Genomic DNA, 19,706 nt, shown 5'->3' with positions numbered 1-19,706 from the left:
CCGCTGACCCCGCCGCCGATCCCCCGGCCGGCCCGCCGGCGTCCCGGCCGGGGCGCCCGCCCCGAGCGGCCCGGGCCGGCCGCGCCGCCCGCTCGGCCGCGACCTCCTCCGTCACCGCGACCGCCGTCCTGGCCCTGACCGGCTGCGGGGTGCTGATCCTCCATCTGGTCCGCCGGCAGACCGGGACCACCGGACTGCTGGTCGGCCTCGGGCTGGCCCTGGTCCCGCTGCCGTTCGTGCTCGGCGGCCTCGCCTGGCTCAACCAGACCGCCCGGGTCCCCCTGCGGCACACCGTCTTCTGCCTCGGCTGGGGCGCCTGCGCCGCCACCACGTTCGCGATCCTCGCCAACGGCTGGACCAACAGCTACCTGACCGCCCACCAGGGCAGCCTCGGCGAGGTGCTCGGCGCCGACCTGGTGACCCCGGTGATCGAGGAGAGCGCCAAGGGCGCCGCCCTGCTCGTCCTGCTGCTCCCGCTCGGCACGCGGCTCCGATGTACCGGCCGGGGCTCGGACCGCCCCTGTGCCTCCGTGCTGCGCACGCTGTCCGGCCCCCGGCAGCCCCGCGGGTACGACCGCCGCCCCGCCCTCGCGCACGCCCGTGGACGGCTCCGGCTCCGCCCCTACCTGCGCCCGCTGCCCTACCTGCGCCCCGCCCCGCCGACCCGCGACCACCGACGGGCCCGGTACCGGCCGCGCACGCTGGCCGCCGGGGTGGTCCTGGGCGGGATCACCGCCTGCGGCTTCGCCTTCACCGAGAACGCGCTCTACCTGGGCCGGGCCTTCACCGACGACCAGCAGCAGCGGCTGGACAGCATCGGGCTCGGCGAGGCGCCCAGCCTGCGGGACTTCGACGGCACCGTACAGACCTTCGTCCTGCGCGGCCTGCTCTCGCCGTTCGCCCACCCGCTGTTCACCGCGCTGACCGGACTGGGCCTGGCCCTCACGCTCACCACCGGGCGGCGCCTGCTGGCCCGGCTGGCGGCGCCGGCCGGGCTGGTGCTGTCGATGGCGCTGCACGGCACCTGGAACGCGGCCGCCGACCTGGGCACCCGCGGGTTCCTGCTGGTGTACGCGGTGCTGATGGTGCCGTGCTTCGCGGCGCTGGTCTGCTTCGCCGCCTGGGCCCGCGCACGGACCTCCCGGCACGCCTCGCACCGCGGGAGGGGCACGGTGTCCGGACGGCGCGGCGGCCCCCTCGCGGGCGTGTTCCGGGGCGGGCTCCCGCGCCGGTTCCGGGGCGGCTCCGGGACCCGCCCGGGGGGTGGTCCTGCGGGCGGTCCGGGGGCCGCCGGGGAACCGATTTCCCATTCGGGTGGCTCCCCCGTATAGTTGTGTTTACCGACGCGGGGTGGAGCAGCTCGGTAGCTCGCTGGGCTCATAACCCAGAGGTCGCAGGTTCAAATCCTGTCCCCGCTACTCAGTAGCGGAAGGCCCGGAGGATTCGTCCTCCGGGCCTTCGCCGTTCCCGCTCCGAACTCGGCGACGGCACGGTCCTGCCACGAACCTGTAACAGCGGCCCCGGTCAAGATCCCCTAAAAAAGCCGTAAAGCATACTGAAGTGCAAAGTCACTCGTTCGGACGCGGACCATCGCGCCGAGTTAGGAACGCACTCATGCTGTCGAAGCGCCTTGCCGGCACCGCCGCGATCTGTCTGCTGCTGGCGGCCGGTGCCACCGCCTGCGGGGACACCCAGAGCAAGGCCGGGGCGGCCCCGAAGCTGGACACCGAGAAGCTCAGCGCCCAGGAGATCGAGCAGGCGACCAAGGACGCCCTGTCCGCCGCCACGTCCGTGAAGATCACCGGCGACATCGCCATGGACGAGGGCAAGATGACCATCGACCTGGCCCTCGACACCAAGAGCCAGTGCACCGGCACCATGAGCATGCCGGGCATGGGCAAGTTCGAGATCATCAGCGACGGCAAGCAGTCGTACGTGAAGCCGGACAAGGAGTTCTGGACCGCCATCGCGGGCAAGGAGGGGGCGAAGGCCGCCGAGCTGTTCAAGGGCCGCTACCTGTCGGGCCTCCAGGACTCCGAGATGAAGGACCTCACCTCGGTCTGCAACCTCAAGGACTTCACCGCGAAGATCGTCTCGGACGACTCCGGCAAGAGCGAGGCCACCAAGGGCGGGGCCGCCACCGTCAACGGCCAGAAGGCCTTCAGCCTCAAGGTGAAGGACCGGAAGGGCGAGGAGTCGACGATCCACGTCGCCACCGAGGGCAAGTTCTACCCGCTGCGGGTCGAGAAGAAGAGCGGCACCGAGGGCGGCCAGATCGACTTCACCGACTACGACAAGCCGCTCACCATCCAGGCCCCGCCGGCCGACAACGTGATCGACTTCGCCAAGCTGCAGGACCAGCTCAAGTCCGCCTGAGAATAAATCCGTTGCTCTCCTCCGGTGGACCTGCCTATCGTGGCGGCACACTGAAAGGAGGTGATCCTGAGTTGAGTAACTACGCAACTGCGCACGTGTGCGCGTTCGACTCGCTCGGGCGCGCCTCCGTCGAGGTTACGGCCTAGTCGTAGCCCGACGGACGGGAACGCGCAGAAGTTGTCGAGCCCCCGGGACACCCTCAGGTCGAGGCCCCGGGGGTTCGGCATGTGTCCATCCGAGCAGACTCCGCACGGCCGGAGTTGATGAGCGGGACGGGACCGGGCGGGGCACGGCCCTGCCAGGCGAGCTCAGGCAAGAACCAGGGTGTGGACGCCCTGGTCGAGATGTGCGAAGCCCTGCCGCTCCCATGCCTTCTGGAGCTTGGTCACGGCCTCTTCGTCGGGCCGCCGGATCTCGGGGTCATCCGACTCGTAGGAGCACGGTTCGCCTGGTCCGTGATCGTGAATCGGAGCCGGGTAGCAGACGGCCACCGTCCCGGGGACAGCCAACCGTCGCAGTGCCGTGACGGCCAAGGCCATGCCCACCCCCTTGCCTCGCCACTCGTCGGTAACGTGGACCGACTCCAGCAGGAGCAACAGCGGGGGACGCAGCATGGCCAGTGCGGGTACGAGGGCGCCGTCCTCGGTGAAGATCACACGCGGGATACGGTCGAGTAACCCGGGGTCGGCCTCCAGCGCTGCACGGGGATTCGAAGCCACTCCGGGAACCACGCGGGTGATGTTGGCAGCGCCGATCTCCTGGTCGGGAACGTAGAACTTGGCCGTCCACCGCTCGGCGCGGGCGGTCCACGCCTCATCTGCGAACTGCCTCATGTTGTACGAGATGTGGAGCCGGTCAGGGTCCATGGTCGTTCCTCCGAGGGCGGGTCCCCGCCGCGTACACGACGGGGACCCACCAGCGTGACGGGTACTACTTCGGGTCGGGCGCGGGCTGCTCCGGGGCCGGCTTGCCCGCGTGCTTCGGCGGGGGCTTCTCGGCACCCTTGTGCTTGGACTCGATGATCCCAACGGGCATTGCGCTCTCCTCTACTCGAAGTTGACGGCGGCCGTGGTGATGGCGTCCGGCGGCATCGGACCGGGCGGCCTCTCGGGCGGGTCCTCGCGCATACTGGTGCCTCCTCGCACTGCGGGAACCGACCGCCGGATGGTGGCCGGGTCGTTCGGTGTTGCGGGCCCCGCTCCGGTCGGCGCGCTGTCCAGGGAACGCCGATCGGAGCGGGAGCTTCCTGGGGCCCGTGCCAGGCCGTACGACCCTTTCGACGACCCGGCACGGGGCCCCGCCGATCCTGGGCGCGCTGCGCGGGGGTGGACGGCGTCCGGTCTCGCCAGTCGTCGCAGATCTTCACTCGTCTGCCGCTCCGTCCGGACACTCCGGCTTGCCGCACGTGCACGGCGGCCACTCACGCAGGATTTCCCGACCGACGGCTTCGGCGGCGCGCGCCAATGCCGGCACCGGGCCGTGCTCCGCCAGCGCGCTCGCCGGTTCAGCCTCCGCATTCGACACGGATGTTCCCTCCGCCGCCTGACTTACCGACGCAGACGACGCTACGGACGGCGACAGGGCGGGCTCTACGAACTTGCAGGAGCTTGCACGCCAATCGCGTTGTCACGTAGCTGTATTGACGCTCTGCCTGCTGCTCGGCGAGCCTTGTGCAAGCCCGAGCAAGCACCTAGACCAGGGAGCCGGCCATGGCCGTAGAGTTCGTGGGCATCGACCCCGACACCGACCGGGACCACTGCCCCACCGTGTGGGTGGACCTGGAGGCTCAAGAGATCCTGTTCCAGGGATGGAAGCCGAGCCCTGAGACTCAGGCGGACTGTGAGGGAAGCAGCCCCGCGAACGGGCCGGTGCCCGACAGTGAAACCATCAGCAGGATTCCGGCCCGGATGGTGCCGGTGATCAGGGAGGCGTGTGATGCCATTGAGCGTGCCCGACTTCGCTGAGCTGCTTGGGCAGTGCGAGCGGTCCGCGGTTCATCTGGAGCTGCGGGACTCCTACGCTTCGACGGAGCGATTCGAGGGATGGCAGCACGGCGAGCGGATCAACTGGGAGGACCGCGAGTCCTGGTGGCATTCCTATGATCAGTTGATCGCGGATGCGGTGGCTCGGGGTGTGGCGATCCGTCGCGCTCGGATCGTCTCAGAGCCCGTGTCCGAGTACATCCGGTGGGAGCACTACGTCACCCACGCAAACGTCACGGCAGGTGAGGAGGTCCGTTGGCTGCCACGGCGGCAGGCCGCGGGTATCCCCCTACCGGCGAATGACTTCTGGCTGTTCGACGGTGCGCTGCTCCGCGTGCACCACTTCTCCGGCGACGGCGCGGTGGTCGAAGATGAGATCACGGCAGACCCGGAGACCGTAAAGCTGTGCACCGCTGCCTTCGAAGCAGTCTGGGAGCGCGCGATCCCGCACCATCTGTACGAAGTCTGACGAGGCCGGCTCCATGCCCGCGCACCCCTCTTCGAACGTTCAGAAGGCTCGCGAAGCCCTTGCCGGTCGGCTGAGCGAGATTCGGAAGGATGCCGGGATCAGCGGGCGGGAGCTGGCCGTCAGGTGCGGCTGGTCAGAATCGAAGTCATCCCGGATCGAGAACGCCAGGACACGTCCCTCTGACGCAGACATAAGGGCCTGGTGCGACGCCTGCGGGGCCGGCGATCAAGCCCCTGACCTGATCGCCGCCAACAGGCAGTCCGCCGATGCTCATGTGCAGTGGAGACGGCTCCAGCGGAGTGGGCTCCGCCGCCTGCAAGAGTCCACGGGCGACCTGTACCAACAGACCAGGCAGTTCCGGGCCTACGTCTCCGACGTCATCCCCGGGTTCCTCCAGACTCCCAGGTATGCCGCCGCTCTGCTGTCGTCCATCGCCGACTTCCGGGGAACCCCCGACGACGTGAGTGACGCCGTGGTGGCCCGTATGAGGCGTAACGCGGTGTTGAGCAACGGCGCACGTCGGTTCTCGTTCGTGCTGGAGGAGTCAGTTTTGCGGTACCGCGTGTGCAGTGCCGAGACCATGGCGGCACAGCTCGGCCACCTGCTCGGAGTCATGGATCTTCCGAACGTCGCTCTGGGCATCATCCCGTTCGCGGCACAGCGGACCGTCTGGCCCATGCCGACCTTCACGATCTTCGATGCCACCAGGGTCCACGCCGACACGCTGGATGCTGCCTCCACACTCACGCAACCCAGCCAGGTGGATCTGTACACCCGAGCATTTGAACGGCTCGCACAGGGCGCAGTCCGGGGCGCAGCAGCGCGCTCACTCGTGGCGGGTGCTTTGGCGGATCTGGATTGAGCTTGAGTTCCATCAGGATGTGTGAGGTGGCTGCTCGCTAGAGCGGCCCTGCCTGCGCAGGGTGAGGCCCCTGGCCTCCGGCAGGCGAAATCCATAGCAGTCACCCGGCCCGCGGGCTCACCGGAACATCCCCGGTGCCTCGGTGCCGGACCTCTCGCGGGGTCCGGCACCGAGGAGCAGCCCGCGGGCCGTCTGCATGTCCGGGCCCGGGCCGTGTCCCCTCTCCGGGCACCGCCCGGGGCCCGAGGACCGCCGGGCGCGGCTGCGGGCGTTTCCCGGGATGCTCCGAGGGCATCCCCGCTAGAGTCGGCGCGCACTCCGGAGCGGAGCGGCACGGGCACGGGGGGTGGGCGATGGCGGGGACGACACGGCGGACCGGCGGTGCGGCGGCCATGCGGACGGCGCAGCGGACGGCGGCCGGGGCACTGCTGGGCACGGGGGCGCTCGGGCTGCTGCTGTTCTCCCTGGGGCGCGCACGACCGTGGCAGGCGCTGGGCGGCGGCCTGGTGGTGGCCTGCGCGGCGGTCATGGTCGGCGGCGCGCTGGGCTTCCTGTTCGGGGTGCCCCGGGTGCGCACCGCCACCGGCGGCTCCGAGCCGCACGGCTCGTACGCGCCGAACACCAATCTGGAGCAGGTCTCCGACTGGCTGACCAAGGTGCTGCTCGGTGTCGGACTGACCCAGCTCGGCTCGCTCGGCGAGCGGTTGCACCAGCTCGGGACGGCCCTCGCGCCCGTCCTGGGCGGTGACGCGGACGCGGTGCCGTTCTCGGCGGCGCTGGTCCTCTACTTCCTGCTGCTCGGCTTCCTGGCCGGGTGGCTGCTGACCCGGCTGGCGCTGCCGCAGGTGCTCTCCGACGCGGATCAGGCGCTGGACCTCTTCCTCGCCGGCCAGGACCGGGACCGCAAGGGCGACAAGGTCGGTGCGGAGGACCTGCGGATGCGGGCGATGCAGCACCTGGGTCTGGTGGGCACCAGTACGGAGCGGCCGGGCGACCTGCCCGGCTCGGTGCTGCCCCCCGGTCTCGCGGCCGGCCCGGAGAGCGTGGTGGCCGAGGTCCGGTCGACGGCGCGGCGCTCGGCGCTGACGGCGGACCAGGTGCGGGAGCTGTTCGCGGACGGCTCGGAGGGCCGGCGGATCCAGGCCCTCGCCCTGATGCAGGGCGATCCGGCGCTGGCCGACCTGACGAGCGTGCTGGAGGCGATCGAGCGTCCGCGTTCCGGCTTCGAGCAGTACCACGCGCTGCTGGCGGCCCGCGGGCTGCTCTCCCGGCTGCCGGACGGCGAGGCCCGGCGGCTGCACGAGGCGGTGGCGGGCCGGCTGATGGCCCCGGACGGGATCCCCTACGGCTCCGACCGGAGCTGGCTGGCGGAGAAGATACTGTCCCGCCTGGACACGCCGGTCTTCCTCCCGCAGCAGGCCGGACCGGTGGAGGCCGGGGCCACGGCAGCGGGAGCGCAGCCGGCCGCGGCGCAGCAGACCGGCACACCGTAGGCCGGGTGCCGGGGCCTGGCCCCAGGACCGGACGGGCCCGGGAGGACGCCGTTACCCCGGGCCGCCCCGGGGCGGGCGGCCGACTCTCCGGAGCACCAGGACGCGCCGGCGCCGGCCGCCGCCGACCGGGGGGACGATGCGGATCTCGCTGGCGATCCGGAGCTCGCCGAGGGCGAACCGGACGGTGTCGAGCCGGGCGCTGCGCCGCCCCTCTCCGTCGTACAGCGGGTGGACGTGGACCTCGCCGCCGGGGGCGGTGACCCGGACCAGTTCGGCCAGCGCGGCCAGCTGCCGGTCCGCCCCGAACAGCTCCGGGTAGGCGAAGAGCAGGAAGCCGCTGAGGGTGAGCGCGAAGGTGCCGTCCGCGAAGGGCAGCCGGGGCAGCGCGGCCGCCACGTACTGCTCGGGGTGGGCGGCGCGGTCGGCGGCGAACAGTCGGCGGGCGCGGTCCCAGCTGCGCAGGTAGCGGTCGGGCGGGCAGTGCCGGGGCGCCGGGTAGAGCTCGGGGCGGGCGGCCATCGTGGCGGCCATCACGGACCGCGCGGCCAGCGCCAGGGCGGCGATCTCGGCGGTCGGCCGGGCGTACACGGGGTCGGTGGCGATGGCCCGGCAGCCGAGCGTGCGGGCCTCGGCGACCAGTCCGGCGGCGCCGCCGGGGCAGTCCAGCAGGGGCCCGGGAAGGGCGGCGAGCCGGGCCCGGGTGAGGCCGAAGAGTCCGCAGTACTCGTCCAGCGGACGGGAGGTCACCAGGGTGCCGGACGCCGCGTGCGGGGCCGCGGGCGCTGTGGCGAAGGGGCCGGCGGGCCGGGCGGCGGCGGTGCGGATCGCGGTTCGGGAGGCCATCGTGGCCATCCGAACACGGGCCGGCCCCGCCCGCATCCGGAGTGGTCCGGGGCGGGCGGGGCCGGAAGGTCACCGAGAGTGGCCGGGGGTCAGGAGGAGCGGGAAGCACGGGCGGAGCGGGAAGCGCGGGCGGAGCGGCGGTCGGGCGAGGCGGGCGGTCAGCGGCCGAGCAGGCCCCGGGCGGCGAGCCGGTTGACGTTGGTCAGGCCGCGCACCAGCTGCGGGGTGACGAAGACGAAGAGCAGGCCGATCAGGCAGACGCCGGCGATCTGCGGCGCCGACTCGACGTAGAAGACGTGCTCGACACCGTCGCTGTCGTAGAAGTCGAACAGCTTGTAGCCGGGCCAGTCGGTGTAGGTCGGGAAGACCCAGTGGTAGACGGGGTAGAGCGCGAGCGACCAGCCCACGGTCAGGAAGACCGTCGACATCACGAGGCTGAGGATCGCCCACGGGAACATCACCACCTGGTAGAGCACGGCCTTCCAGCCGGCCGCGTCGGCGAGGCGGGCGGTGACCCCGCCCCAGACGCCGGGCCGGGTGGCCACGACCGGCTCCGGGCCGGGCACGTCCAGGGCGAGCATGGTGCGCACCCGGGACCGCTCCAGCCGGCCGAAACCGCGGGCGGCCGTGGTCAGGGCGGCCAGCACCGGCAGGCCGAGGACGGTGACGAAGGTGCCGAGGCCCAGGCAGAACAGGGTGACGGCGAGGGTGAAGCCGGCCGTCACCACCGGCAGGCCGGTCAGCGTGTAGCCGAGCTCGCGGTAGAAGTAGGAGGTGAACGGGGCCCGCCAGGCGTACGGCGGCTCCTCGGTACGACGGACGACGCCGTCGTGGCGGTCGTACGCGTCGTACGCGTCGTACTCGCTGCGCTGCATGCTGTGGGTGCTCATGGCGGGGTCTCGGTCCCTCGGGTCGGTCTTCGTGCGGCGTGTCCTGCTGACTCCTCAAGCCTGCCGAAACGCCGTCGCGGCGGACATCCGGCTCCCCGGCGAACCGGAGGTGGGGTTATCCCCCCTCCCCCCGGCATCCCGGCCGGCCTCCCCGTCACCGCCCCGCAGGACCGGGCCACTCCTCGGCGAGCAGGGCGTACCGGTAGGAGTCGTGCCGGCGGCCGCCCGGGCGGACGTCGTGCCGGATCCGGCCCTCCGGCCGGAACCCGGCCCTGGCCAGGACCCGGACCGACGCCGCGTTGTCGACGTCCACCCGGGCCTCCAGCCGGTGCACGCCGAGCGCACCGAAGGCCAGGCCGCAGAGCAGCTCGGTGATCTCGCCCGCGTAGCCGCGGCCCCAGACGTCGCGGCGCAGCGCGTAGCCCAGCGACGCGGACCGGCGGTCACCGAGCCCGAGCGCGGCGTTGCCGATCGGGGCGGCGTCGGCCGGGTCCTCGGCATCCGCGAGCCGGGTGACGGCGAGCCGGTAGACCGTCCGTTCCTCCTGGTGGGCCTCCTCCAGGTACTGCTCGATCTGGTCGGCGCAGTCCTCCCGGTCGCGCGTCTCGAACGGGAGGTACCGGGTGGCCTCCGGGTCACCGAAGACCGCGTACAGCGCCTCGACGTCCTCGGGGGTGTGGTGGAACTCGCGGATGGCCAGCCGGGGGCCGGTGAGTCGGACGGGCACCATGCCTGCCGACCCTACCCCCGACCAGCGGTTACGGTTCGTGGTTATGGAAGACGAAGACCTGCGGCTCGCCCCGCGCACCAAGGCCGCCGAACTGCTCGCCTGGGCGGAGACGGAGGGCCGCGCGCCGGTGCCGGAAGGCCCGCTCCGGGCAGTGCTGGCGCTGCTGGAACTGGGCGGGGGCAGGATGCACGACGGCTGGCCCGAACTGACCTCGGGCGCGGTCGAGCACCTGCTGTACGAACGCCTGCACCTGTACGTCCAGCCCGCGCCGGGGGAGGACCCGCTGGCGTACGGCGCGGCGGTGCGGCTGCTGATCGACCACCAGCGGGCGGCGCGGCGGCTGAACGCCAAGCGGCAGGAGCGGCTGCACGCGGAGGCCGAGTGGCAGGGCGAGCTGGCGACCGGGCTGCTGCGCCGGGCCGACCTGGTGACCTGGCCGCGGCTGTACACCCTGCTGCTGCGTGCCGACGGGGTGGACACCGCCGACGGGGACGCGGTCCGGTCCTGGCTGGAGGCCTTCGGCGGGCTGGCCGAGGAGGAGCGGCTGGCGGCGTTCGCGGCGCTGGAGGAGGACGGCACACTGGACCCGGTGGACGACGGGGGCTGGGGCGGCGGGACCAGGGAGCTGGCGGTCGGGATGGCGTCGGACGGTGCGCGGCGGCTGCTGGAGCAGGGGCTGATGCAGCGCAGTTACCGGAACCTGGCGGAGCTGACCGCGTTGGGCCGGCCGATGCCGTCCGAGCTGGCCGGGGACTTCGGGGCGTTCGAGGAGGCGGCGGTCGGGGCGGCGCTGGAGCTCTCCGGCGAGTGGACGGTGCCGGGGCTGCCGTGGCTGCTGGTGGACGAGTTCCCGGAGCTGGCGGCGGAGCCCGGTCAGGCGGAGATCGACGCCTACCTGGCGGCGCTCCCGGAGGAGACGCCGGACGACCCGTCGGACCCCCGGTGGGACCACCTGTCGGACGACCTGTCGGACGACCCGTCGGACGACCGGTGGGACGACCCGTCGGACGACCGGTGGGACGACCCGTCGGGCGAGCCGCACGGGGAAGAGTCCGGGGAGCGGCCCGGGGCGTGACGGACGCGCGGGAGCCCCGGCGCGGTCCTCGAAGGACCGCGCCGGGGCTCCTCGGCGTCGAACGGGTCGCAGCGCCTCGCGGGGCTGCCGGGCTCGGCTCAGCGCGGCTCGGCAGGGGTCGCAGGGGTCGCAGGGATCAGGGGTTGATGCCGCGCTGCTCGAACCAGCTCTCCGGGTCGACCGGGGCGCCGCCGCCGGGCCGGACCTCCAGGTGCAGGTGCGGGCCGGTGACGTTGCCGGTGGCGCCGACCTTGCCGATCTGCTGGCCGGGGACGACCTTGCCCGAGCCCTTGATGATCGAGGAGAGGTGGCAGTACCAGATCTCGGTGCCGTCGGGCAGGGTCTCGACGATCCGGTAGCCGTAGGACCCGGCCCAGCCGGCCGAGGTGATGGTGCCCTGGCCGACCGCGTAGACGGCGGTGCCCGTGTCGGCGGCGAAGTCCAGGCCGGTGTGCAGGTGGGCCCAGTAGCGGGCGCTCTGGCCGTAGTGGGCGGAGAGGCTGTAGTCGCGCACCGGCAGGTTGATGGCGGCGAGCTTGGCCTTCTCGGCCTCCTCGGCGGCGCGCTTGGCCTGCGCCTGCTGGGCGACCTGGGCGGCGCGCTTGGCCTCGGCCTCCTGGGCGGCCTGCACCCGGGCGGTCTCGTCGGCGGCGGTGCGCTGGCTGTCGGCCTGCTGCTGGATCCTGGCGGCGAGGGCGAGCCCGGGGTCGGCCGAGAGGGCGACCGGGGTCTCGTCCGGCACCTCGACGGCGGGCGCGGCGGCCGGCGTCGCGGAGGCGAAGCCGGTGGCGCCCAGGGTGGCCGCGACGGCGGTGACGCCGAGCAGCGGAGCGGTGCCGCGGGTCTGACGGGGCATCCGGTGCCGGTTGATCTCGGCGGTCTGCGGAGCGGTCTCGTCCGCCGGGCCGCCGAACAGGCCCGGGTGGGCCGCAGTGCGGGGGTGGTCGAGCAGCTGGGTACCGGCGGAGAAGCCGGACGGGTGTGCCGGGGTGTGCGTCGACGCCACGGAGGCGCGCTCCTTTCCTTCCTTCGCGCCTACCGGGTTAGCTGACGGGTTCGGAGCAGGAAGGTCTCCTACGGCTGGGCCTGGGCCCGGCCGATTCACCCCAAGGAACATGGTTCCCCGGCTCCCTGGCCTGCCCGAAGGCCGGCCGGCGGGATTAGGCGACGGCGCACGGTGCCGTCTGGTTACGGCGTTAGGGACCGCGCTGCGTTATCAAACGTTAATCCGAGAGGCCCCCGATTCCAAGCCATCTGTTGAGGACGACGGGATACGGGCCGGACGCGCGCGGTCCGATGGGCGTTTTGGGACGATTGACGACAACTGACACTACCGAACGTGATAGGACGTCAACGAACGGCCCCCCATCTGAGTACCTCTACTCATGTGCGACCGGAGTCCGCGCGGCCATCCTGGCGCCATGAGCACACCGATGCAGTCACGCACCACGGCCGCGTACTACGTCCAGGCCGTCCTGTCCTTCTTCCTGTCCGCCGTCGCCCTCGCGATCGGCATCGCCTACCTCCCGGTCGGGGCCTGGACCCGGGCCTTCCTCGGCCTCGGCCTGCTCTACACCATCACCTCCGCGTTCACGCTGGCCAAGGTGGTCCGGGACCGCCAGGAGTCCACCGAGCTGGTCACCCGGGTCGACCAGGCCCGGCTGGACAAGCTGCTGGCCGAGCACGACCCGTTCAAGGTGGAGGGGGTCTGAGGCGGAGGGCGCCCCGGCGCCTCCGCCGGGAGCGGTCACCGGGCCGGCCGCCGGACCGGTCGTCACGCCCGGCCGCCGCGCCCACCCCCCTCGGAATCGGGTCGTAGCTTGACGGCTAAGGCTATTAGCCTTAGCTTTATGGCTATCGGCGCAGTCGCCGACGACCCGAACCCGCGCGGCGAGCCCGCCCGCGGCGGACCGAGGAGGCCCACCATGACCGGCACCGCCCCCGTCACCCGCTACCTCGACCTCCCCGGCGGCCGACTCGCCTTCGACGACTCCGGCCACGGCGACGGCGTCCCCGTCGTCCTGCTCCCCGGCATGCTCGACAGCCGGGCCGCCTACCGGCACCTGCGCCCGCTGCTGACCGCCGCCGGCCGCCGGGTGATCACCATGGACCTGCGGGGCTTCGGCGAGTCCTCGATCACCTGGGACGACTACTCGCCCGCCGCGATCGCCCGCGACGTCCTCGCCCTGCTCGACCACCTCGGCATCGAGCGGGCCGCCCTGGCGGGCAGCTCGTACACCGGCGCCACCGTGGTCAGGGCCGCCGGGGACGCGCCGGAGCGGGTCGCCGGGATCGTCCTGCTGGACGCCTTCGTCGAGAACCCGCCGCCGAACGCCCTGCAGCGCGCGGTGGTCGGCGCGATGGGCGCCCTCCTCGTCCACTCGCCGGCCTTCTGGGGCCTGTACCAGCGGAAGTTCGCCTACCCGACCGCCAAGCCGGCCGACCACGACGCCTACGTCGACGGGCTGGTCGCCGCGATGCGCACCCCCGGCCGGAAGACCGCCACCCGCGGCTACGTCCGCGGGGACTCCGCGCCCACCGGCTGGACCTCCGCCGTGCGGTGCCCGGCCCTGGTCGTGATGGGCTCCAAGGACCCCGACTTCTCGAAGCCGGAACTGGTCGCCGACCGGCAGGCCGCCGCGCTCGACGCGCGGAAGGTGATGATCGAGGGCTCCGGGCACTACCCGATGGCCGACCACCCGCAGGCCACCGCCGACGCCCTGCTGCCCTTCCTCGCCGCCCTGGCCTGAGCCGCCCACGGGGCCCGGCTCCCCCCGGGCCCGAAACCGCGCGGCCCGGCCCTGAGCGGCTCCGCGCGGCCCTGAGCGGCCGTACGCGCCCCTCGCAGCCCCAGCCACCACCGAAGCACCCTGGAGACCCGCCGTGCCCCGAGTCGGTCTGACCCCCGAGCAGGTCGTCGACCACGCCCTCGCCCTCGTCGACGAGCAGGGCCCCGAAGCCCTCACCCTGGCCGCCGTCGCCGGGCGCGCCGGCGTCGCCACCCCCTCGCTGTACAAGCACGTCAGCGGCGGCCTCGCCGAGCTGCGCCGGCTGGTCGCGGTCCGGGTGACCGGAGAACTGGCCGACCGGCTGGCCGAGGCCGCCGTCGGACGCGGCGGGGACGACGCCGTCGCCGCCGTCCTGCGCGCCTACCACGCGTACGCCACCGAGCACCCGCACCGGTACGGCGCCCTGCCGCAGGCGCCGCAGCCGGACGAGGACCTCGCTGCGGCGGCGGCCCGGCTGGTCGGAGTGATCGTCGCGGTGCTGCGCGCGTACGGGCTGGAGGGCTCCGAGGCGATCCACGCGGCCCGGACCTTCCGCTCGCTGGCCCACGGCTTCGCGGCGCTCTCGATCGGCGGCGGCTTCCGGCTCGCCGAGGACCTGGAGGACACCCAGGACCGGATGATCACCGTGCTGACGGCCGGACTGCACGGCTGGCCCCGGCCCTGAGGGCCCCCGGGCCCGCGGGCGTCCCGGCGCGTCCCGGCGCTCGGGCCCCGGCCCACGAGCCCCGCGCCCGGCGCCGTGCGGGAGGGAGGGCCTGCGGCGGCGAGAAGGGGCGGGGGCCGCGGTCCGCAGGCGGAGAACGACGAAGGGCCCGGAGCGGGGGATGCTCCGGGCCCTTCGGTGCTGTGGGGCTAACAGGACTTGAACCTGTGGCCTCTTCCTTATCAGGGAAGCGCTCTAACCGTCTGAGCTATAGCCCCGTGCTGCACGGAGAAGGGTACCGGACCGGAAGGGGGTGCCACGCCACCGGCCGCCCCGCGGGCGGTTCCGAACGGACAAACGGGATCAATCGACCACCAGGGGTTAGATTGGCCCGGCCGGCGGACGGCCGTCCGGAAGGGCCGCCCACCGGCGACGCAGGGCGGGCACCACCGACGGCCGGACCCCGAGTCCGGTACGCCGTCCGGGCTACCGCTCGCCAGCACTGGAAATAGGGTATTAAGAATTGACTGGCTCATAAGGAACCGGAAAGGCCGGAAATCCCGTGGACCCGCGCAGCAGCCCCACCGCGCGCAGTGCCATGCGCTGTGTCCGCTTATTGCTCGGCTGCACCAGCGCCGCCGAACTGCTCGGAACCGTCCTCGCCGAGGGGCCGGCCTGGATCACCGGCGAGGGTTCCGCGCTCTACCTGCTGGACTCCACCGGAATGCTCCGGCTCACCGCCTCCCACGGCCTCCCCGACTGGGCCCACGAGCGCTACGGCGTCGTCGATCCGGCCGGTGACCTCCCCGCCGCGACGGCGCTCCGGCTGCGCCGGCCGTACCTCCTCAGCCCCGAGCGCACCAGCGTCGACTACCCCAATCGGAACGCCGGGATGGGCACCGGAATGGTCGCCGTCATCGCCCTGCCGATGGTCGTCGACGAACAACCGGTGGGCGTGCTCGCCCTCGCCCTCGCCCACCGGGGCACCGTCCCCCGACGCGACCTGGACGTGCTGGAGACCCTCGGCGACGCCTGCGCCCACCGGCTCGCCCACCTGCTCGACCACGCACACCCCGAACGCCGGGCCCGGACCGACCGGGGCGCACCCGCCGCGCCGGGCGGGTCGGCCGGGTCGCACGGGTCGGCCGGACGGCGCGGGCCGGGCGGTGTGCGCCCCGGGCCGGATCCCGACGGCACCGGTCCGGCCTCCGCACCGGGCCACCCGATGCTCTCGCTCGCCCTCCGGGCCGCCGGACACGGCGCCTTCGAGCGCGACCTGGTCACCGGCGAGACCTACTGGGACGCCCACGCCCACCGGCTGGTCGGCCGACCCGCACCGGACGGGAGCGGGCCGGCCCCCGCACCGGACCTCGACCTGCTCGTCCACCCCGAGGACCTGCCCGACGTCCAGGCCGCGCTCGCCGAGGCGCTCGCCACCGGCGGTCCGTACCGGATCCGCTACCGGGTACCGCGCCGGGGCGGCAGCGGAGTGATCCGGATCGAGGAGACCGGGGAGGTGATGCTGGACGTGCACCGCCGGCCGGTCCGGATCGCCGGACTGCTCGCCGACCGCGACCACGGCCGCGCGCCCGAGGAGCGCCCGGCCGCCCCGGAGAGCGGCACCCCGGCCGTCGGAGCCCGCTCCGCCCTGCTGCTGGCCCTGACCCGGGCCCTCTCCCGGGCGGTCACCGTCCGGGACGTGACCACGACGGTCACCGATGTCGCCCGGCCGGCCTTCGGCGCCGCCGGCATCGTGCTCGACCTGGTCGACGAGGGCCGGCTGCTGCCCGTCTCGCACACCGTCTACGGCGGTGCGCGGCGTACCGAGCTGACCCGGCTGGCCGACCTCTCGGAGGGGGTGATGCAGCGCGCCCTGGCCCGCTCCGCACCCCTGTTCAGCGAGCCCGGCCGGACCGCGCGGGGCCCGGGCGGGCCCGGGCGGGGGGCGTCGGCGGAGGCGGGGAACGGGGACGGGCAGGGCGGGGACGGACAGGACCCGGACGGGCAGGGCGGGGACGGCAGCACCGGGGACGGGCCGCTCGCCCCGGCGGCCTGGGCGGTGCTGCCGCTGATCGCCTCCGGCCGGCAGGTCGGCTCCTGCCTGATCACCTTCGCCACCGAACGCGCCTTCGGCCGCGAGGACCGCACCCTCTACTCGGCGTTCGCCGGCATCCTCGCCCAGTCGCTGGAACGCGCCCGGCTCTACGACACCCACCACCACCGGGCCACCGAGCTGCAACGCGCGATGCTGCCGCGTTCGCTGCCCCGGCTGCCCGGGATCGCCAGCGCCGCCCGCTACCTGCCGAGCACCGAGGGCATGCAGATCGGCGGCGACTGGTACGACCTGCTGCGGCTGCCGGAGGGCCGGATCGGCCTGGTGATCGGTGACGTCCAGGGCCACAACGCCGAGGCGACGGCCGTGATGGGGCAGCTGCGCAGCGGTCTCCGGGCGTACGCCACGGACGGGCACGACCCGGCCGCCACGCTGTCCCGGACCAGTCGGCTGCTCACCGAGCTGGACACCGACCTGTTCGCCACCTGCCTCTACCTCACGCTCGATCCGGCGGACGGCACCCTGCGGGCGGCCCGCGCCGGGCACCCGGCCCCGGTCCGGATCGCCGAGAACGCCCGGGCGGTGGAGCTGGAGCTGCCCGGCGGACCGCCCCTGGGCGTCGACCCGGACGCGCCCTACCCGCTGGTGGTGGAGCACCTGGCGCCCGGCGAGACGCTGCTCGCCTACACCGACGGCCTGGTGGAGGACCGGGAGGAGGACTACGACGAGTCGGTGCACCGGATGCTCGGCGGGCTGGAGCTGTGGGCGCGCAACACCGGTCCGGTCCGGGTCGGGCCGGGGCCGGCGCTGGAGCGGCTGGCCGATCTGCTCACGTTGAACGTGACCGAACGCCGCTCCCGTCCGGACGACGTCGCCCTCCTGTTGCTGCACCGCTTGTCATCAGGGCAATAAGGCCCTTGCACGGGCGCGGACGAAGTGTTCGGTGACCGTCCGGTCGGGCCCGAAGAACGGTGGATCGGCGTGCTATTGACGGGATATCGACGAGTTCTGGTCACTTGGCGAGATCCGTTCACACCTTCGTAGGATCATCACCCTAGAATTCGCGGCGTGACGATGACTCAGTGGTGCGCAACGGCAACCGGCGTACTCGCCGCCCTCGCCCTCGTGGCCGCCGCCCGCTACCGCGCGGTCTCCGCCACCCAGCGACGTCGGGTCACCCAGCAGCAGCGCGAGATCGACCGCCTCAAGGAACAGCTCACCGCCGAACTGAGCCGCCGCGGCGCCGAACTGGCCGCCGTCCAGCAGGAACAGGAGCTCAACGCCTCCACCCAGCGGGCGTTCCTCAGCGTGGCCCGCCGGATCCTCGTGATGGCGCACGACCAGCAGGCCCTGCTGGACGAGATGGAGCGCACCCACGACGATCCGGCCCTGCTGGAGGGCCTGCTCAAGGCGGACCACGCCGCCGCCCAACAGGCACGACTGGCCCAGACCCTGGCCGTGCTCTGCGGCGCCCGGGCCGGCCGGCACTGGCCCGAGCCGGTCACGCTGGAGGACGTGGTGCGCGGTGCGCAGTCGCGGATCCTGCCCTTCCAGCGGGTGGTGGTCCGCAGCCGGATCGAGACCGCCGTGGTCGGGGCCGCCGCCGAGGCGCTGATCCACGCCGTCGCCGAGCTGCTGGACAACGCCACCCGCTACTCCCCGCCCAGCACCCAGGTGTTCGTCACCCTGATGCCCGTGCACAACGGCGCCGTGATCGAGATCGACGACGGCGGCGTCGGCATGCCCGAGCAGGCCGTCTCCAAGGCGGCCGCCGCACTGGGCGGCGGGCCCGCGATCGAGGTCTCCCGCCTCGGCGAGGTCCCGCAGCTCGGGCTGGCGGCGGTCGGCCGGCTCTCCGAGCAGTACGGGTTCCGGGTCACCCTCAGCTCCGCGCCCTCGCCGTACGGCGGAGTGCGGGTCGTCGTGCTGCTGCCGAACGCGCTGCTCACCGAACCGCTGCCGTCGACCGTGCCCGGCCTCGGCACGGACGACGCCGTGTTCGGCCACGGTCCGCGCCGGTCCGCCGCTCCCCGGTCGGGCTCCCCCGCGCCCGGCCGGTCCCCGGCACACGGCCCCCAGGGCACGCACGGGCCGCAGGGTCCGTACGGATCGCCCGACGCGCACGGCGCGCACGGGTCCCCGGGCGTTCACGGATCACCCGGCGCGTACGGGCAGCCGGACGGGTACGGGCAGCAGGGCGCGTTCGGAGCACCGGGCGCCTACGGGCAGCAGGGCCCGACCGGGCCGCAGTCCGCGCAGGACCCGTACGGGTACCCGGCACCCTCCGAGTACCCGCCGCTGTACCCCCCGGCGACCGGCTACCCGCCGGTGACCGGCACGCCGGGAGCACCCGGCATCCCCTCGGCCGACACCCCGTCGGCCGACCGGCCCGCCGAGGCCGGCGCCACGCCGCCGCCGCTGCCCCGCCGGAGCCACCGGCGCGACCGGGCCAACCGGCACGCCGCGTCCGCCGCTCCGACCCCGCCGGCCGCTCCGCCGTACCGCTCGGCCCAGCAGGCGCAGACGTTCATGGCGATGTTCCAGGCCGGCACGGCCAGCGGCCGCTCGGCCGTCCAGGCCCAGGCCCACTCCCCGGGCCACCCTCAGGGCCACCCTCAGGGCGACGATCGGGCCCACTCCCCGGGCCACGGCCAGAACCCCGGCCGGTCGCACGCCCCGCACGACCCTTCCCTTCCCGCTTCCCCCCAGCTTCCCCAGCGCTCCGGAGAGTTCCATGACCACCACCCCTGACCTCGGCTGGCTCCTCGCCGACATCGTCTCCGTCCCCGAGGTCCAGCACGCCGTCGTGGTGTCCAACGACGGCCTGGAGATCGGACGCAGCGAGGGCATCGTGCGCGAGGACGCCGAACGACTCGCCGCCGCCTGCTCGGGCCTCCAGTCACTGGCCCGCGGCGTCGCCCAGGGCTTCGGCGGCCACGGCAGCGCGACCCGCCAGATCATCATCGAGTACGGCGGCGGCTACCTCTTCATCGTCGCCGCAGGCGCCGGTGCCCACCTGGCCGTGGTGACCGCCGAGGCGGTGGACGCCGGGCTGGTCGCCTACCAGATGCAGGTCCTGGTCGAGCGGATCGGCTCCCACCTCACGAGTCCGCCGCGCGCCGACCTCGCGGCGGAGGGGCTGCGGTGAACGGGCCGGTCCGGCCCTACGTCATCACCGGCGGCCGCAGCCGTCCCACCAGGACCGCCCTCGCCGTCGAGAGCCTGGTCACCGCCTTACCCGACCGGCCCGCACTGCCCGAGGACGCGCTGCTCAACCGCGAGCACCAGCGGATCCTGGACCTCTGCCGCAGCCTGCTCTCGATCGCCGAGGTGGCCGCCTACCTGGGCCTGCCGCTCGGTGTCGTCAAGGTCCTGGTCGGCGACCTCTGGGACCTCGGCGCCGTCCAGGTGCTCCCGCCCGTCCCGCAGGCCGAACGCCTGCCCACAACCCTCCTGGAAGAGGTACTCGTTGGCCTCCGCCAACTCCGCTGACGCCCTCGC

General features: G+C 73.5%; 19 protein-coding genes, 2 tRNA genes and 1 riboswitch. Of the genes, 15 read left to right on the top strand and 6 right to left on the bottom strand.

Annotated elements, in window-relative coordinates; translation table 11 throughout:
- From ABZY91_RS19330 to ABZY91_RS19320, 3 genes are all read left to right on the top strand, one after another.
- The coding region (locus ABZY91_RS19330) for a PrsW family intramembrane metalloprotease (protein WP_355403806.1) at positions 1–1,331 on the top strand (1,331 nt) is incomplete at its 5' end.
- 13 nt (positions 1,332–1,344) lie between these two features.
- A tRNA-Met gene (locus ABZY91_RS19325) sits at positions 1,345–1,418 on the top strand.
- A gap of 196 nt (positions 1,419–1,614) precedes the next feature.
- Entirely contained in the window at positions 1,615–2,376 is a 762-nt protein-coding gene (locus ABZY91_RS19320) for a hypothetical protein (RefSeq protein ID WP_329878526.1), read from the top strand.
- A 308-nt stretch (positions 2,377–2,684) separates the two neighbouring features.
- On the opposite strand, the gene ABZY91_RS19315 is transcribed toward ABZY91_RS19320, so the two are convergent.
- Positions 2,685–3,242: a hypothetical protein gene (locus ABZY91_RS19315; protein WP_355403804.1), complete on the bottom strand. Its 558-nt coding sequence runs from the start codon at positions 3,240–3,242 to the stop codon at positions 2,685–2,687.
- 843 nt (positions 3,243–4,085) lie between these two features.
- Here ABZY91_RS19315 and ABZY91_RS19310 point away from each other — a divergent pair.
- The 4 genes from ABZY91_RS19310 to ABZY91_RS19295 all read left to right on the top strand — a co-directional run bounded on the left by ABZY91_RS19310 (position 4,086) and on the right by ABZY91_RS19295 (position 7,182).
- Positions 4,086–4,340: a hypothetical protein gene (locus ABZY91_RS19310; RefSeq protein WP_355403802.1), complete on the top strand. Its 255-nt coding sequence runs from the start codon at positions 4,086–4,088 to the stop codon at positions 4,338–4,340.
- Complete coding sequence (locus ABZY91_RS19305) at positions 4,312–4,827, top strand: DUF6879 family protein (RefSeq protein ID WP_355403800.1); 516 nt, start codon at positions 4,312–4,314, stop codon at positions 4,825–4,827. Before ABZY91_RS19310 ends, ABZY91_RS19305 begins: the two co-directional genes overlap by 29 nt.
- 13 nt (positions 4,828–4,840) lie before the next feature.
- A complete protein-coding gene (locus ABZY91_RS19300; RefSeq protein WP_355403798.1) occupies positions 4,841–5,689 on the top strand; it encodes a helix-turn-helix transcriptional regulator in 849 nt (282 codons plus the stop codon).
- A 353-nt stretch (positions 5,690–6,042) separates the two neighbouring features.
- Positions 6,043–7,182, top strand: coding sequence for a hypothetical protein (locus ABZY91_RS19295; protein WP_355403796.1), 1,140 nt, complete (start codon positions 6,043–6,045; stop codon positions 7,180–7,182).
- 51 nt (positions 7,183–7,233) lie between these two features.
- Here the strand turns inward: ABZY91_RS19295 and ABZY91_RS19290 are convergent, their stop codons facing one another.
- From ABZY91_RS19290 to ABZY91_RS19280, 3 genes are all read right to left on the bottom strand, one after another.
- Positions 7,234–8,025 (bottom strand): class I SAM-dependent methyltransferase, encoded by a 792-nt coding sequence (locus tag ABZY91_RS19290; protein WP_355403794.1) that lies wholly within the window; start codon positions 8,023–8,025, stop codon positions 7,234–7,236.
- Between the two features lie 158 nt (positions 8,026–8,183).
- A complete protein-coding gene (locus ABZY91_RS19285; protein ID WP_355403792.1) occupies positions 8,184–8,915 on the bottom strand; it encodes a sensor domain-containing protein in 732 nt (243 codons plus the stop codon).
- Positions 8,916–9,069: 154 nt separating this feature from the next.
- Positions 9,070–9,645, bottom strand: a complete 576-nt coding sequence (locus ABZY91_RS19280; RefSeq protein ID WP_355403789.1) for a GNAT family protein — start codon at positions 9,643–9,645, stop codon at positions 9,070–9,072.
- Between the two features lie 43 nt (positions 9,646–9,688).
- Between ABZY91_RS19280 and ABZY91_RS19275 the strand changes: the two genes are divergently transcribed.
- Positions 9,689–10,720 carry a hypothetical protein gene (locus ABZY91_RS19275; RefSeq protein WP_355403787.1) on the top strand — a complete coding sequence of 344 codons (1,032 nt, stop codon included), beginning with the start codon at positions 9,689–9,691 and terminating at the stop codon, positions 10,718–10,720.
- A 136-nt stretch (positions 10,721–10,856) separates the two neighbouring features.
- Here ABZY91_RS19275 and ABZY91_RS19270 read toward each other — a convergent pair whose 3' ends face one another.
- A complete protein-coding gene (locus ABZY91_RS19270; RefSeq protein ID WP_355403785.1) occupies positions 10,857–11,726 on the bottom strand; it encodes a M23 family metallopeptidase in 870 nt (289 codons plus the stop codon).
- 12 nt (positions 11,727–11,738) lie between these two features.
- Positions 11,739–11,897: riboswitch (cyclic di-AMP (ydaO/yuaA leader) on the bottom strand.
- Positions 11,898–12,141: 244 nt separating this feature from the next.
- Here ABZY91_RS19270 and ABZY91_RS19265 point away from each other — a divergent pair.
- The 3 genes from ABZY91_RS19265 (at position 12,142) to ABZY91_RS19255 (ending at position 14,173) form a co-directional block, all read left to right on the top strand.
- Complete coding sequence (locus ABZY91_RS19265; RefSeq protein ID WP_329878547.1) at positions 12,142–12,432, top strand: YiaA/YiaB family inner membrane protein; 291 nt, start codon at positions 12,142–12,144, stop codon at positions 12,430–12,432.
- 138 nt (positions 12,433–12,570) lie between these two features.
- Positions 12,571–13,470, top strand: coding sequence for an alpha/beta hydrolase (locus ABZY91_RS19260; RefSeq protein ID WP_355403783.1), 900 nt, complete (start codon positions 12,571–12,573; stop codon positions 13,468–13,470).
- A 133-nt stretch (positions 13,471–13,603) separates the two neighbouring features.
- Entirely contained in the window at positions 13,604–14,173 is a 570-nt protein-coding gene (locus ABZY91_RS19255) for a TetR-like C-terminal domain-containing protein (RefSeq protein WP_329947887.1), read from the top strand.
- 183 nt (positions 14,174–14,356) lie between these two features.
- Here the strand turns inward: ABZY91_RS19255 and ABZY91_RS19250 are convergent.
- Positions 14,357–14,430: transfer RNA gene (locus ABZY91_RS19250), tRNA-Ile, on the bottom strand.
- A gap of 284 nt (positions 14,431–14,714) precedes the next feature.
- Here ABZY91_RS19250 and ABZY91_RS19245 point away from each other — a divergent pair.
- From ABZY91_RS19245 to ABZY91_RS19230, 4 genes are all read left to right on the top strand, one after another.
- Positions 14,715–17,117, top strand: coding sequence for a SpoIIE family protein phosphatase (locus tag ABZY91_RS19245; RefSeq protein ID WP_355403780.1), 2,403 nt, complete (start codon positions 14,715–14,717; stop codon positions 17,115–17,117).
- A gap of 162 nt (positions 17,118–17,279) precedes the next feature.
- On the top strand, positions 17,280–18,956 hold the full coding sequence (locus tag ABZY91_RS19240) for an ATP-binding protein (protein WP_355403808.1): 1,677 nt from the start codon (positions 17,280–17,282) through the stop codon (positions 18,954–18,956).
- Positions 18,940–19,353 (top strand): roadblock/LC7 domain-containing protein, encoded by a 414-nt coding sequence (locus ABZY91_RS19235; protein WP_329878555.1) that lies wholly within the window; start codon positions 18,940–18,942, stop codon positions 19,351–19,353. The genes ABZY91_RS19240 and ABZY91_RS19235 overlap by 17 nt, the downstream gene beginning before the upstream one ends.
- Complete coding sequence (locus tag ABZY91_RS19230; protein WP_329878558.1) at positions 19,350–19,697, top strand: DUF742 domain-containing protein; 348 nt, start codon at positions 19,350–19,352, stop codon at positions 19,695–19,697. Before ABZY91_RS19235 ends, ABZY91_RS19230 begins: the two co-directional genes overlap by 4 nt.
- Positions 19,698–19,706 lie beyond the last annotated feature (9 nt).

Source organism: Kitasatospora sp. NPDC002965 (genome assembly GCF_040611255.1).
Classification (GTDB): Bacteria; Actinomycetota; Actinomycetes; order Streptomycetales; family Streptomycetaceae; genus Kitasatospora.
This window is presented reverse-complemented; position numbering and strand designations above follow the sequence as displayed.

Excerpts from the sequence above, each read along its gene's own strand:
- ABZY91_RS19320 (WP_329878526.1), top strand. The coding sequence starts at position 1,615 with ATGCTGTCGAAGCGCCTTGCCGGCACCGCCGCGATCTGTCTGCTGCTG.
- ABZY91_RS19315 (WP_355403804.1), bottom strand. The coding sequence starts at position 3,242 with ATGGACCCTGACCGGCTCCACATCTCGTACAACATGAGGCAGTTCGCA.
- ABZY91_RS19310 (WP_355403802.1), top strand. The coding sequence starts at position 4,086 with ATGGCCGTAGAGTTCGTGGGCATCGACCCCGACACCGACCGGGACCAC.
- ABZY91_RS19305 (WP_355403800.1), top strand. The coding sequence starts at position 4,312 with ATGCCATTGAGCGTGCCCGACTTCGCTGAGCTGCTTGGGCAGTGCGAG.
- ABZY91_RS19300 (WP_355403798.1), top strand. The coding sequence starts at position 4,841 with ATGCCCGCGCACCCCTCTTCGAACGTTCAGAAGGCTCGCGAAGCCCTT.
- ABZY91_RS19295 (WP_355403796.1), top strand. The coding sequence starts at position 6,043 with ATGGCGGGGACGACACGGCGGACCGGCGGTGCGGCGGCCATGCGGACG.
- ABZY91_RS19290 (WP_355403794.1), bottom strand. The coding sequence starts at position 8,025 with ATGGCCTCCCGAACCGCGATCCGCACCGCCGCCGCCCGGCCCGCCGGC.
- ABZY91_RS19285 (WP_355403792.1), bottom strand. The coding sequence starts at position 8,915 with ATGAGCACCCACAGCATGCAGCGCAGCGAGTACGACGCGTACGACGCG.
- ABZY91_RS19280 (WP_355403789.1), bottom strand. The coding sequence starts at position 9,645 with ATGGTGCCCGTCCGACTCACCGGCCCCCGGCTGGCCATCCGCGAGTTC.
- ABZY91_RS19275 (WP_355403787.1), top strand. The coding sequence starts at position 9,689 with ATGGAAGACGAAGACCTGCGGCTCGCCCCGCGCACCAAGGCCGCCGAA.
- ABZY91_RS19265 (WP_329878547.1), top strand. The coding sequence starts at position 12,142 with ATGAGCACACCGATGCAGTCACGCACCACGGCCGCGTACTACGTCCAG.
- ABZY91_RS19260 (WP_355403783.1), top strand. The coding sequence starts at position 12,571 with ATGGCTATCGGCGCAGTCGCCGACGACCCGAACCCGCGCGGCGAGCCC.
- ABZY91_RS19240 (WP_355403808.1), top strand. The coding sequence starts at position 17,280 with ATGACTCAGTGGTGCGCAACGGCAACCGGCGTACTCGCCGCCCTCGCC.
- ABZY91_RS19235 (WP_329878555.1), top strand. The coding sequence starts at position 18,940 with ATGACCACCACCCCTGACCTCGGCTGGCTCCTCGCCGACATCGTCTCC.